Source organism: Pseudothauera rhizosphaerae, from assembly GCF_004801305.1.
Lineage (GTDB): Bacteria > Pseudomonadota > Gammaproteobacteria > Burkholderiales > Rhodocyclaceae > Pseudothauera > Pseudothauera rhizosphaerae.
Window position 1 is genome coordinate 1 of sequence record NZ_SSOD01000006.1, and the last position, 12,507, is coordinate 12,507.

Below are 12,507 nucleotides of genomic sequence, written 5' to 3' on the forward strand. Positions count from 1 at the left end.
TCGATTGTCCAGGTTTTTAAAGAACCGCTGCGCGGGCAGCGAAGAAGCGAAAGTTTGACCCATACAACTACTCCCGTCAACCCCCTCCAGCGCCCCAACTCACCACCCAGACACCGGAAGTACCGCTTCCTCCCCCACCCCGCTCGCCGCCTCCAGCACCGCCGGAAACCGCACCACAGCGCCAAAGAGGCGCGAATTATAAAGACCTCGAATGGACTGTCAATGCCCCGATGGAAGAAATTTTCCGCCCTCGAAGGAAAACCCCCATGGCGCGCCCCGAAAAGCTCGCAGGATCAAGGAGAAGGGTGCTGCGGCCAACGCTCGCACGAACCACGGTCGGGAGCCGCCTCGCCCCCGACCGCCCCGTTCAAAGCACCTGGTAGACGCGCAATTCGAAATCGCCGCCGCAGGCGACGGCGTCCAAGGGTTTGAGCTTCTGTATCGTGCCCTTGAAGGTGAGGAACAGGGGCACACTGGCGGTCAACGTGTCGAGGGGGGCCAACAGGCGCACGGCCTCCCCTTTCAGGATGGGGTCGCAGAGCAGCACTTCCGCGGCACGGCGGCCGTCATCGACGGATACGACCTCGGGCTTCTGCGACAGCGTCTCGACCCCGACCAGCCGTTCGCTGCCCGCTGCCCGCTTGCGCCGCACGATACCCAGGTGCCAGGTCTCGCTCTCGGCCGCCCGCAGACCGACCAGGTCGCCCGCCTGGACTTCGCCTGCCGCAGCCGCGGACACCAGGGCGCCAACACCGCCGCGGCACACGTCGTGCATGAGCCAGTCGCGTCCGGCCGGACGGGCACCGCTGCCGATCAGCTTCTTCAGCTCTTCGAACCCGCACACAGCGGTCAGCCGCCCGTCGAGCAGATGGCGGCGGAAGCGCCGCACCGGCGGCCGGTCGGACCACTGGCGCAGCAGGGTCTGCACCGCCACGGTCAGCACATCGTCCGTCTGGGCGGCGCCCAATCCGGCCGGCACGACGCCGTGGGCCAGTTGCGCGGCGAGGCCGGCGAGGATTTTCGCCGCCACGCGGGTGGCGAAATAACGCCCGCCCTCGGGCAGATCGCCGCCCTGCACCATGCGCCGCGGCGCAAGGCCGGAAGCCGGCGCGAACAGATAGGGCACGCCGGCCTCCGGTTTGCGCACAAGATCCAGGTGGGGGAGCACCAGGGTGATCAGACGATCGGCCGCGATGACCGAGGCAATGGGCAACTGGTCCAGGCCGCCGCTGAAGTAGGCCAGCGCGCGCAGGCACTCGCGGGCCGCCGCGCTGCGCTCCCCGGCGTGCGCCCACACCGCCCCGAGGGAGCGCCACAACGCGGGATGCTCCGGCCCGCAGGACAGCACCTCCCATTTCACGCGCTGGGCGGCCGCACCCGCCAGCCGCACATCCACCTCGGCGCGCCCGTCTGCGGGCAGATCGTTGGATGCGGACAGGCCGACGTAGGCATCGAGCAGGGCGCCGAACACCGCGCACACTTCGTCGGCAAAGCGCGCCCAGCCGGCCATGCCATGCACGGGAATGCGTTGCGGCTCGGCCAGCACGCGCGCGATGCTGTCGCGTGCATCGTCTTCGAGCTGCTTGATCAGCGCCAGGCGGGCGCCGGCAGGAAGCTGATCCGGCACCGCCAGGCCGCGCAGCGAGGCAGCCACGGCCTGCAGGCCCGCAATGGCGTGACTGACGCCCGGCGCAGCCATCTCCGTGCGCCAGGCGGTCTCATGACGCCCGTCGTTGCCGGCCGGGTGCGTTTCCTTTTCCATCTGCAAGCTCCCCGCATGACGGGTACCGGGTAGACGGCAGGGACCGCCGGCCGGCACGCTGCACCCCAGATTGTCAATCGGGGCAGGTTAGCATGGGCAGACCAAGCTAAAATCGGGACTTCCGCACACAGGAATCAATTCATGCGCCAGTACCTCGAACTCATGCGGCATGTGCTGCAGCACGGTCATCGCAAGACCGACCGCACCGGCACGGGCACCCTGTCGGCATTCGGCTGGCAGATGCGCTTCAACCTGGCGGAGGGCTTCCCGCTGCTGACCACCAAGAAGCTGCATACGCGCTCGATCATCCACGAGCTGCTGTGGTTTCTGCAGGGCGACACCAACATCCGCTACCTGAAGGAGAACGGCGTCTCCATCTGGGACGACTGGGCGGACGAGAACGGCGACCTGGGACCGGTGTACGGCAAGCAGTGGCGGCGCTGGGAGGCCGCCGACGGGCGCACGGTGGACCAGATCGCGCAACTGGTGGAAGGGCTGAAGAAGAATCCCGATTCGCGCCGCCATCTGGTGTCGGCCTGGAATCCGGGCGAGGTGAACAACATGGCGCTGCCGCCCTGCCACGCGCTGTTCCAGTTCTACGTGGCGGACGGCACCCTGTCCTGCCAGCTCTACCAGCGCAGCGCGGACATCTTCCTCGGCGTGCCCTTCAACATCGCCTCCTACGCGCTGCTGACACAGATGGTGGCGCAGGTGTGCGGCTACAAAGCGGGTGACTTCGTGTGGACCGGCGGCGACTGCCACCTCTACCTGAACCATCTGGAGCAGACCCGCCTGCAGCTCGGACGCGAGCCGCGCGCCCTGCCGACCATGCGGCTCAACCCGGACGTGAAGGATCTCTTCGCCTTCCGCTTCGAGGACTTCACGCTGGAAGGCTACGACCCCCATCCCCACATCAAGGCGGAGGTGGCGGTATGAACGGGCGGCCGGAACTGGTGCTGATCGCGGCGGTGGCGCGCAACGGCGTGATCGGGCGCGAGAACGCCCTGCCCTGGCGCCTGAAGGCGGACCTGGCGCACTTCAAGGCCGTCACCACCGGCCACCCGGTGCTGATGGGACGCAAGACCTGGGAATCCCTCGGCCGCCCGCTGCCGGGACGGCGCAACCTGGTGGTGAGCCGCGATCCGGCCTGGCAGGCGGCCGGCGCGGAGCGCTTCCCCAGCCCGGCCGCCGCGCTGGCCGCGGCCAAGGGCGCGGAGAGGGTGTTCGTGATCGGCGGCGCCGACCTCTACCGCCAGCTCATCGACCAGGCCGACACGGTGATGCTCACCGAGGTGTGGGCGGACGTGGAGGGCGATGCCCGTTTTCCCGAATTCGACCGCCCGCAGTTCGAGGAACTGGCGCGCGAGTCGCGCCAGGCCGATGCGGACAACGAGTTCGGCTTCGACTTCGTCACCTACCGCCGCATCCGCGGGGAGTAAATCGAAGGGCCGCACGCGGCGGCCCTTCCCTCTTGCAAGCCTGGACTCCGCTCAGTCCTGGCGCACGCAATCCACGTAGTACTTCAGCTCGCCGTTTTCCTCGCGCACCAGGCCGTGGATGTCGGTCTCGAAGCCGGGGAAGGCGGCGTTGAAGTCGCGGGCGAACTGCAGGTAACGCACGATGGTGGCGTTGAAGCGCTCGCCCGGGATCAGCAGCGGAATGCCCGGCGGATAGGGGGTGACCAGCATCGCGGTGACCCGGCCTTCCAGTTCGTCGATGGGCACGCGTTCGATCTCCCGGTGCGCCATCCTGGCGAAGGCATCGGCCGGCTTCATCGCCGGCACCATGTCCGACAGATACATCTCGGTGGTCAGGCGCGCCACGTCGCGCGCCTTGTAGAAGCTGTGGATGCGTGCGCACAGGTCCTTCAGGCCCACCTTCTCGTAGCGCGGGTGCTTGGCGATGAAATCCGGCATCACGCGCCACAGGGGCTGGTTGCGGTCGTAGTCGTCCTTGAACTGCTGCAGCTCGGTCACCAGGGTGTTCCAGCGCCCCTTGGTGATGCCGATGGTGAACATGATGAAGAAGGAGTAGAGCCCGGTCTTCTCCACGATGATGCCGTGCTCGGCGAGATAGCGGGTGAGGATGCCGGCCGGGATGCCCCAGGCGGCGAAGTCGCCCTCCACGTCCAACCCCGGGGTGATCACCGTGGCCTTGATGGGGTCCAGCATGTTGAAGCCTTCCGCCAGGTCGCCGAAGCCGTGCCAGCGCTCGCCGGCCTTCAGCATCCAGTCCTCGCGACTGCCCATGCCTTCCTCGGCGAGGTATTCCGGCCCCCACACCTTGAACCACCAGTCTTCGGCGCCGAAATCGGTCTCCACCTTGCGCATGGCGCGGCGGAATTCGACCGCTTCCGCAAGGGACTCCTCCACCAGCGCGGGCCCTCCGGGGGGCTCCATCATCGCCGCGGCCACGTCGCAGGAGGCGATGATGGCGTACTGCGGGCTGGTGGAGGTGTGCATCAGATAGGCTTCGTTGAAGATGTCCCGGTCCAGCCTGCGGGTCTGGGAGTCCTGCACCAGAATCTGCGAGGCCTGGCTCAAGCCCGCCAGCAGCTTGTGGGTGGACTGGGTGGAGAACACCATGGACTCCCGGCAGCGCGGACGGTCCGCGCCGATGGCGTGATAGTCGCCGTAGAAGTCGTGGAAGGCCGCGTGGGGCAGCCAGGCCTCATCGAAGTGCAAGGTGTCGATCCGGCCGTCCAGCAATTCCTTGATGGTCTCGACGTTGTACACCACGCCGTCGTAGGTGGACTGGGTGATGGTCAGGATGCGCGGCTTCTTGTTCTTCGCCTCGCGGGCGAAAGGGTTGGCCTCGATCTTCTTCTGGATGTTCTCCATGGAGAACTCGGCCAGCGGAATCGGCCCGATGATGCCGTAGTGGTTGCGCGTCGGCGTCAGGAACACCGGCACCGCACCGGTCATGATGATGGAGTGGAGGATGGACTTGTGGCAGTTGCGGTCCACCACGACGATGTCGCCGGGCGCCACCGTGGTGTGCCACACCATCTTGTTGGACGTGGACGTGCCATTGGTGACGAAGTACAGATGGTCGCAGTTGAAGATGCGCGCGGCGTTGCGCTCGCTGGCCGCCACCGGGCCGGTGTGGTCGAGGAGCTGGCCGAGTTCCTCCACCGCGTTGCACACGTCGGCGCGCAGCATGTTCTCGCCGAAGAACTGGTGGAACATCTGCCCCACCGGGCTCTTCAGGAAGGCCACGCCGCCCGAGTGCCCCGGGCAGTGCCAGGAATAGGAGCCGTCCGCGGCGTAGTGGGTGAGCGCACGGAAGAAGGGCGGGGCCAGGGAATCCAGGTAGTTCCTGGCCTCGCGCACGACGTAGCGGGCGATGAACTCCGGCGTGTCCTCGTACATGTGGATGAAGCCGTGCAGTTCGCGCAGCACGTCGTTCGGGATGTGGCGGCTGGTACGCGTCTCGCCGTGCAGGAAGATGGGGATGTCCGCGTTGCGGAAGCGGATTTCCTCGACGAAGGCACGCAGCCCGGCGATGGCGTTCTCGGCCGCCTCGGGCGAGGAGAACTCCTCGTCGTCGATGGACAGAATGAAGGCCGAGCCGCGGCTCTGCTGCTGGGCGAAGGAGGTCAGGTCCCCGTAGCTGGTGACGCCCAGCACCTCCATGCCCTCGTCCTCGATGGCCTTCGCCAGCACGCGGATACCCAGTCCCGATGCGTTCTCGGAGCGGAAATCCTCGTCGATGATGATGACCGGAAAATGGAAGCGCATCCTTCTCTCCAGCATCTGCCCCAGGGTGCGGAGCAGGAAAGTGGGCATGATACCCGTGTGGTGTTTGCCGTCGCGTTACTGCCGAAAAGCACAAGGGGGCCGAACCGGCCCCCGGATTCCTGCCTGCCGCGGCGCCCGCCCGCTCAAATCTTGGGCAGGGTCACGCCGGTCTGGCCCAGGTACTTGCCGCCCCGGTCCTTGTAGGAAGTTGCGCACACCTCGTCCGACTCGAAGAACAGCATCTGCGCCACGCCCTCGTTGGCGTAGATCTTGGCCGGCAGCGGGGTGGTGTTGGAGAACTCCAGCGTCACGTGGCCTTCCCATTCGGGCTCCAGCGGGGTGACGTTGACGATGATGCCGCAGCGGGCATAGGTGCTCTTGCCCAGGCACACGGTGAGCACGCTGCGCGGGATGCGGAAGTACTCGACGGTGCGCGCCAGGGCGAAGGAGTTGGGCGGGATGATGCACACGTCGCCGGTGAAGTCGACGAAGCTGCGCGCGTCGAAGTCCTTGGGGTCGACGATGGTCGAGTTGATGTTGGTGAATATCTTGAATTCGTTGGCACAGCGCACGTCGTAGCCGTAGCTGGAGGTGCCGTAGGAGACGATCTTGCCGTGCTCGTTGGCACGCACCATCTCGGGCGCGAACGGCGAGATCATGCCGTGCGCTTCTGCCATGCGGCGGATCCACTTGTCGGACTTGATGGACATCGGGCGCGGGTTCCTTGGCTGCGTGCCCGGCACGGGGCCGGCGCTGAAAAATCCGCGTAGTGTAGGGCAAGCGCAGCCGAATCGAAAGCGCTGTTTCAGGCGCCCTCGCTCAGGTGTTCTGCACCACGATGCTGGGGAATTTGTGGGTCATGTCCTTGGCCTTTTCGGCCACGCGCACGGCCACCTTGCGGGCGATCTCGCGGTAGATCGCGGCGATGCGCCCGTCCGGGTCGGCCGCCACGGTGGGGGTGCCGCCGTCGGCCTGTTCGCGGATTTGCAGGTCCAGCGGCAAGGCCCCCAGGAAGGGGATGCCGTAGTCCGCACAGAGCTTCTGCCCGCCGCCGGCGCCGAAGATGCGCTCCTCGTGGCCGCAGTTGGAACAGATGTGGATGCTCATGTTTTCCACCACGCCGACGATGGGCACGCCCACCTTCTCGAACATCTTCAACCCCTTGCGCGCGTCCAGCAGGGCGATGTCCTGGGGCGTGGTGACGATCACCGCGCCGGTCACCGGCACGCTCTGGGACAGGGTGAGCTGGATGTCGCCGGTGCCCGGCGGCATGTCGATGACCAGGTAGTCCAGGTCCTTCCAGTTGGTTTCCTTGAGCAACTGGTTGAGCGCCTGGGTGGCCATCGGCCCGCGCCACACCATGGGCGTCTCCACGTCCACCAGAAAACCGATGGACATGGCCTGGATGCCGTGGGCTTCCAGCGGCTCCATGCTCTTGCCGTCCAGCGACTGGGGGCGCTCGTGGCCGATGCCCAGCATCTGCGGCTGGGACGGACCATAGATGTCCGCATCCAGGATGCCCACGCGCGCGCCCTCGGCGGCCAGCGCCAGCGCCAGGTTGGCCGCGGTGGTGCTCTTGCCCACGCCGCCCTTGCCGGAGGCCACGGCGATGATGTTGCGCACGCCGGGCAGCAGCTTCACACCATGCTGCACCGCGTGGGCGACGATCTTGCTGTGCACCGCCACGTCCACGCCTTCCACGCCCGGCAGCGCGGCCACCGCGTCGGTCAGCAGCTTGCGGATGGGCTCGATCTGGCTCTTCGCCGGGTAGCCCAGTTCCACCTCGAAGCGCACCCGGCTGCCCTCCACCGCCAGGTTGCGGATGCAGCGGGTGGTGACGAAATCCTTGCCGGTGTTCGGATCGAGCACGGACTTCAGGGCTTCGTTGACGGATTCGACGCTTACGCTCATTTGCACTGTCCTCGGAATCTGGAAGGCCCGCCGCGGCGGGCGCGATGCGCACGATGATACCGGAGCGCCGGATGCCGCTCACCCTCTTCGTGGGCAGGGTTTCTTCGTCCGGGGCGCGACGCGGTAACATCCCTCGCCTTGTTTCGACCCTCAGTTCCCATGCCGAATTTCCGCCGCCTGCTCTGTCTCGCCCTGCTGCCCGCCCTGCTCGCCGCCTGTGCCACCCCGCCCCACGCCCCGGCTGCGCCCGCTGCGCGCGGAACCGAGGTCAAACCCCGCCCGGCCATAGACTGGGCGCAAGTCGGCGCCGCGCTGACGCGCGACCTGGGCGCCCTGCCCGGCGTTTCCCTCACGCCCCGCGACGACGGCGCGCTGAAGCTCGCCATTCCGGCGGCCGAGGGTTTCGCCACCGGCGAGGCCGATCTGCGGGCCGGACTCGCCGGCAAGCTCGACCGCATCGCACCCGTGCTGCAGAGCCAGCCCCTGGCGGCCGTCCACGTCATCGGCCACACCGACGGCATGGGCAGCGAGCTTTTCAACCTGCAACTATCCATCGCCCGAGCCGAGGCGGTCATGGAGCACCTGCGCAGCCGCGGCATCGCCCTGCTGCGCCTGTCCGCGGACGGCCGCGGCGAGGCCGAGCCGGTCGCCGACAACGGCACGCCCGAAGGCCGGGCCGCCAACCGGCGGGTCGAACTGATCCTGCGCCCGCTGTATTGAACTGCAGGCAACCGAAAGGGCCGCGGGCGGGCCCCCGCGTTTGTTAAGATTCAACTTTTGGTTGATCCCTCAACATCATGTCCCGCAAGATCCTCGTCACCAACGCCCTGCCCTACGCCAACGGCGACATCCACCTCGGCCACCTGGTGGGCTACATTCAGGCCGACATCTGGGTGCGCTTCCAGCGCATGCGCGGCAACACGGTGCATTACGTGTGCGCGGACGACACCCACGGCACGCCGGTGATGCTGCGCGCCGAGAAGGAAGGCATCACCCCGGAACAGCTCATCGACCGAGTGCACGGCGAGCACCTGCGCGACTTCACCGAATTCGGCGTCGCCTTCGACCACTACCACTCCACCCACAGCACGGAGAACCGCGCCTACGCGGAAGACTTCTACGCCAAGCTGAAGGCGGCCGATTTCATCGACACCCGCGCCATCGAGCAATACTACGATCCGGTCAAGAACATGTTCCTGCCGGACCGCTTCATCAAGGGCGAATGCCCCAAGTGCGGCGCGGCCGACCAGTACGGCGACAACTGCGAGGTGTGCGGCGCGGCCTACGCCCCCACCGAGCTGAAGAACCCCTACTCCGCGGTGTCCGGCGCCAAGCCGGAACTGCGCAGTTCGGAGCACTACTTCTTCCGCCTCTCCGACGAACGCTCGGTGGCCTTCCTGCGCGAATGGACGCGGGGCACCAATGCCGCGGGCCAGCGCCGCCTGCAGGCCGAGGCCGCCAACAAGATGAAGGAATGGCTGGGCGAGGAAGGGGAGAACAAGCTCTCCGACTGGGACATCTCCCGCGACGCGCCCTACTTCGGCTTCGAGATCCCCGGTGCGCCGGGCAAGTACTTCTACGTCTGGCTGGACGCGCCCATCGGCTACCTGGCGAGCTTCCGCCATTACGCGGAGAAGCGCGGGGACGTGGCCGTCGACGACTACACGGACGCCACCCGCGCCGCGGCCGCCGCCACCGAGATGGTGCACTTCATCGGCAAGGACATCCTCTACTTCCACGCCCTGTTCTGGCCCGCCATGCTGCAGTTCGCCGGCTACCGCACGCCCACCCAGCTCTGTGTGAACGGCTTCCTGACCGTGGATGGCGCCAAGATGAGCAAGAGCCGCGGCACCTTCATCACCGCGCGCTCCTACGTGGAGCAGAAGCTGGACCCGGAATGGCTGCGCTACTACTTCGCCAGCAAGTCCAACGGCACCATGGAGGACGTGGACCTCAGCCTGGACGACCTGATCGCCAAGGTGAATTCCGACCTGGTGGGCAAGTACGTGAACATCGCCAGCCGCTGCGCCGGCTTCATCGCCAAGCGCTTCGGCGGCAAGCTGGGCGCCAGCGACCCGCGCGCCACCGGCGAATTCGAGACCGCCTACGAGGCCGCCATCATCGCCCGCGCCTACGAGGAGCGCGACTACGGCCGCGCGCTGCGGGAGATCATGCGCCTGGCGGATCTGGCCAACCAGTACGTGAACGACCACAAGCCGTGGGAACTGGCGAAGCAGGAAGGCGGCGAAGAGCATCTGCACACCGTGTGCAGCACCGCGCTGACCCTGTTCCGCGACCTCACCCTGTACCTGAAGCCGGTGCTGCCGGCGCTGGCGGCCAAGGTGGAGGACTTCCTCGCCATCGAAGCGCTGACCTGGAACGCCGGCTGGCATCCGCTGCCCGCGGGCCACACCATCAGGGACTACCGGCACCTGATGACGCGCGTGGAGCGCAAGCAGATCGACGCGCTGCTGGAAGCCAACCGGGAATCCCTGGCCCCGGCCGAGTCCGCCAAGACTGCCGCGCCCCATTCCCAGCAGCGCCATGCGGAGAAGCAGCAGCACGCCGCCCAGTCTTCCGAGACTGCCTCCGCGCACATTTCCATCGACGACTTCGCGAAGGTGGACCTGCGCATCGCCCGCATCGTGGACGCCCAGCACGTGGAAGGCGCCGACAAGCTGATCCGTCTGCAGCTCGACATCGGCGAGACGGACGAAGCCGGCAACCCGAAGCCGCGCCAGGTGTTCGCCGGCATCAAGTCGGCCTACGACCCGGCCGCGCTGGTCGGGCGGCTCACCGTCATGGTCGCCAACCTCGCGCCGCGCAAGATGAAGTTCGGCCTCTCCGAGGGCATGGTGCTGGCCGCTTCCGATCCCGACGGCCAGACCGGCGGGCTCTACATCCTGTCGCCGGACGCGGGCGCCGAGCCCGGCATGCGGGTCAAATAAACCGCGCGTCAGGCCCCCGTCAGAAACTCGCGCTTTCATGCCTCTGACCGCTTCCAAGCGCTGGATCGCGCATCAGCGTGACGGCTTCGGGCGAATTGCCCGTGCCGTTCCCGCCCGCATGCGCATCCCGCTGGAAGACCTTCGGAGGCATCATGATCTCGTTTCGCCCCAAGCTGCTTGACACCCTGCCCGGCTACGACCGGGCGGGCTTCACCGCCGACCTCTCCGCCGGCATCACCGTGGGCGTGCTGGCGCTGCCGCTCGCCATGGCCTTCGCCATCGCCAGCGGCATGAGCCCGGCGGCCGGCATCTGGACCGCCATCGTCGCCGGCTTCCTGATCTCCGTGCTGGGCGGCTCGCGGGTGCAGATCGGCGGCCCCACCGGCGCCTTCATCCCCATCATCTACGCCATCGTCGCCGACTACGGCGTGCAGAACCTGCTCATCGCCACCATGATGTCCGGCGTGCTGCTGTTCGCCCTGGGGGCGTTCAAGCTCGGCAACATGATCCGCTTCATCCCCCTGTCGGTGGTCATCGGCTTCACCAACGGCATCGCGGTGGTGATCTTCATCTCCCAGATCAAGGACTTCCTCGGCCTGCAGATCGACAACCTGCCGGGCGAGTTCTTCGCCAAGATGGAAACCCTGGCCGGCCACCTACACACCCTCCGCGTGCCCACCGTGCTGCTGGCCGTGGTCTCGCTGGCCGTGCTGCTGGGCTGGAACCGCCTGGCGGCGAAGGTGGCCTGGATGCGGCGCATCCCCGGCCCGCTGGCGGTGCTCATCATCGCCACCGTCTTCAATGCCCTGTTCGCCCTGCCGGTGGACACCATCGGCAGCCGCTTCGGCGGCATCCCCCAGAGCCTGCCGGATTTCGGCCTGCCGGAACTCTCCCTCTCCACGCTGGGCAAGCTGATCGCCCCGGCGGTCACCATCGCCCTGCTGGGCGCCATCGAGTCGCTCCTCTCCGCCCGCGTGGCCGACAGCCAGATCGACGACCGCCACGACCCCAACCAAGAACTGATGGCCCAGGGCATCGCCAACGTGGCCGCGCCGCTGTTCGGCGGCTTCGCCGCCACCGGGGCCATCGCCCGCACCGCCACCAACATCCGCACCGGCGGCCGCACCCCGGTGGCCGGCATCCTGCACGCCGGCGTGCTGCTGGCCGTGGTGCTGGCGCTGGCCCCGCTGGCGAGCGCCATTCCGCTCGCCACCCTGTCGGCCATCGTCGTCGTGGTGTCCATCAACATGGGCGAATGGCACGCCTTCGCGCCCAAGGAACTCGCGCGCTACTCGGTCAATTACCGCACCATCCTGCTCGGCACCTTCTTCGTCACCGTGGTCTTCGACCTGACCCTGGCGGTGGAGCTGGGCATGGTGCTGGCAAGCCTGTTCTTCATCTGGCGCATGTCGGACCTGACCCGCATCGAGCGCATCCCGCTGGAGGACCACTACGGCGTCGCCGCGCTGTCGCGGGAGGACGGCACGCCGCGCATCCTCGCCTATCGTGTATACGGCAGCCTGTTCTTCGGCGCCGCCAACAAGCTGGAAAACCTGCTGCTGACGCAGCACGGCCACCCGGACGTGGTGATCCTGGACATGGAAAAGGTGATCAACATCGACACCACCGGCCTCGACATCCTGCAGACCCTGCACCGCAACCTGGGCAAGCGCGGCGCGGAGTTGATCCTGTGCGACCTCAACGCCCAGCCCGCTTCCCTGGTGCAGCGCTCCGGCTTCTTCGAGCGCCTGGGCGCCGCCAACGTCGCCGCCAACCTCACCGAGGCGCTGATCCGCGCCCAGCGCACCGGCGGCCACGAGCCGGAGGTTTCCTATGCCTGAGGCGGGGGCACCCGGACCGGTGGTCGCCCACCGGCTGCTGATCGTCGGCCGCGTGCAGGGCGTGGGTTACCGCGCCAGCGCCGCCACCGAGGCGCTGCGCCTGGGGCTCGCCGGCTGGGTGCGCAACCGCTTCGACAGCAGCGTCGAGGCCCTGGTCGCCGGGCCGCAGGCGACCGTCGAACAGTTCATAACCTGGGCGCGCCGGGGGCCACGGGCAGCGCGCGTCGACCATGTCGAGATCAGCGCCGCCGAGGCGCCTGCCGACGACACCTTCCGGGTGCTGCCCAGTGCCTGACCGGAAAAGT

The 12,507-nt window shown here is 67.5% G+C and carries 10 protein-coding genes; 6 read left to right on the forward strand and 4 right to left on the reverse strand.

The window, feature by feature from the left end; translation table 11 throughout:
- Window positions 1-367: 367 nt before the first annotated feature.
- The gene (locus tag E6O51_RS08835) at window positions 368-1,762 is read right to left on the reverse strand and encodes a hypothetical protein (RefSeq protein WP_136384627.1); all 1,395 of its coding nucleotides are present in this window, start codon (window positions 1,760-1,762) and stop codon (window positions 368-370) included.
- Window positions 1,763-1,903: 141 nt separating this feature from the next.
- On the opposite strand from E6O51_RS08835, the gene E6O51_RS08840 reads away from it, so the two are divergent.
- Together E6O51_RS08840 and E6O51_RS08845 are read left to right on the forward strand one after the other, a co-directional pair.
- Window positions 1,904-2,698 (forward strand): thymidylate synthase, encoded by a 795-nt coding sequence (locus E6O51_RS08840; protein WP_136384628.1) that lies wholly within the window; start codon window positions 1,904-1,906, stop codon window positions 2,696-2,698.
- A complete protein-coding gene (locus E6O51_RS08845; protein WP_136384629.1) occupies window positions 2,695-3,201 on the forward strand; it encodes a dihydrofolate reductase in 507 nt (168 codons plus the stop codon). Before E6O51_RS08840 ends, E6O51_RS08845 begins: the two co-directional genes overlap by 4 nt.
- A gap of 51 nt (window positions 3,202-3,252) precedes the next feature.
- Here E6O51_RS08845 and E6O51_RS08850 read toward each other — a convergent pair whose 3' ends face one another.
- The 3 genes from E6O51_RS08850 to apbC all read right to left on the reverse strand — a co-directional run bounded on the left by E6O51_RS08850 (window position 3,253) and on the right by apbC (window position 7,413).
- The gene (locus E6O51_RS08850) at window positions 3,253-5,502 is read right to left on the reverse strand and encodes an arginine/lysine/ornithine decarboxylase (protein WP_136384630.1); all 2,250 of its coding nucleotides are present in this window, start codon (window positions 5,500-5,502) and stop codon (window positions 3,253-3,255) included.
- 143 nt (window positions 5,503-5,645) lie between these two features.
- The gene (gene dcd / locus E6O51_RS08855; protein WP_136384631.1) at window positions 5,646-6,212 is read right to left on the reverse strand and encodes a dCTP deaminase; all 567 of its coding nucleotides are present in this window, start codon (window positions 6,210-6,212) and stop codon (window positions 5,646-5,648) included.
- A gap of 109 nt (window positions 6,213-6,321) precedes the next feature.
- Window positions 6,322-7,413, reverse strand: coding sequence for an iron-sulfur cluster carrier protein ApbC (apbC, locus tag E6O51_RS08860; RefSeq protein WP_136384632.1), 1,092 nt, complete (start codon window positions 7,411-7,413; stop codon window positions 6,322-6,324).
- Between the two features lie 159 nt (window positions 7,414-7,572).
- Here apbC and E6O51_RS08865 point away from each other — a divergent pair, with 159 nt between their 5' ends.
- The 4 genes from E6O51_RS08865 (at window position 7,573) to E6O51_RS08880 (ending at window position 12,497) form a co-directional block, all read left to right on the forward strand.
- Window positions 7,573-8,133, forward strand: a complete 561-nt coding sequence (locus tag E6O51_RS08865) for an OmpA family protein (RefSeq protein ID WP_136384633.1) — start codon at window positions 7,573-7,575, stop codon at window positions 8,131-8,133.
- A gap of 77 nt (window positions 8,134-8,210) precedes the next feature.
- A complete protein-coding gene (metG, locus tag E6O51_RS08870; RefSeq protein WP_136384634.1) occupies window positions 8,211-10,361 on the forward strand; it encodes a methionine--tRNA ligase in 2,151 nt (716 codons plus the stop codon).
- A 149-nt stretch (window positions 10,362-10,510) separates the two neighbouring features.
- Entirely contained in the window at window positions 10,511-12,202 is a 1,692-nt protein-coding gene (locus E6O51_RS08875; protein ID WP_136384843.1) for a SulP family inorganic anion transporter, read from the forward strand.
- Complete coding sequence (locus tag E6O51_RS08880) at window positions 12,195-12,497, forward strand: acylphosphatase (protein WP_136384635.1); 303 nt, start codon at window positions 12,195-12,197, stop codon at window positions 12,495-12,497. Before E6O51_RS08875 ends, E6O51_RS08880 begins: the two co-directional genes overlap by 8 nt.
- The last annotated feature ends 10 nt before the right edge of the window (window positions 12,498-12,507 follow it).

Bases quoted from the DNA above. Each gene is read 5' to 3' on its own strand.
- E6O51_RS08840 (WP_136384628.1), top strand. From the start codon at position 1,904: ATGCGCCAGTACCTCGAACTCATGCGGCATGTGCTGCAGCACGGTCAT.
- E6O51_RS08850 (WP_136384630.1), bottom strand. From the start codon at position 5,502: ATGCGCTTCCATTTTCCGGTCATCATCATCGACGAGGATTTCCGCTCC.
- E6O51_RS08845 (WP_136384629.1), top strand. From the start codon at position 2,695: ATGAACGGGCGGCCGGAACTGGTGCTGATCGCGGCGGTGGCGCGCAAC.
- metG (WP_136384634.1), top strand. From the start codon at position 8,211: ATGTCCCGCAAGATCCTCGTCACCAACGCCCTGCCCTACGCCAACGGC.
- dcd (WP_136384631.1), bottom strand. From the start codon at position 6,212: ATGTCCATCAAGTCCGACAAGTGGATCCGCCGCATGGCAGAAGCGCAC.
- apbC (WP_136384632.1), bottom strand. From the start codon at position 7,413: ATGAGCGTAAGCGTCGAATCCGTCAACGAAGCCCTGAAGTCCGTGCTC.
- E6O51_RS08880 (WP_136384635.1), top strand. From the start codon at position 12,195: ATGCCTGAGGCGGGGGCACCCGGACCGGTGGTCGCCCACCGGCTGCTG.
- E6O51_RS08835 (WP_136384627.1), bottom strand. From the start codon at position 1,762: ATGGAAAAGGAAACGCACCCGGCCGGCAACGACGGGCGTCATGAGACC.
- E6O51_RS08865 (WP_136384633.1), top strand. From the start codon at position 7,573: ATGCCGAATTTCCGCCGCCTGCTCTGTCTCGCCCTGCTGCCCGCCCTG.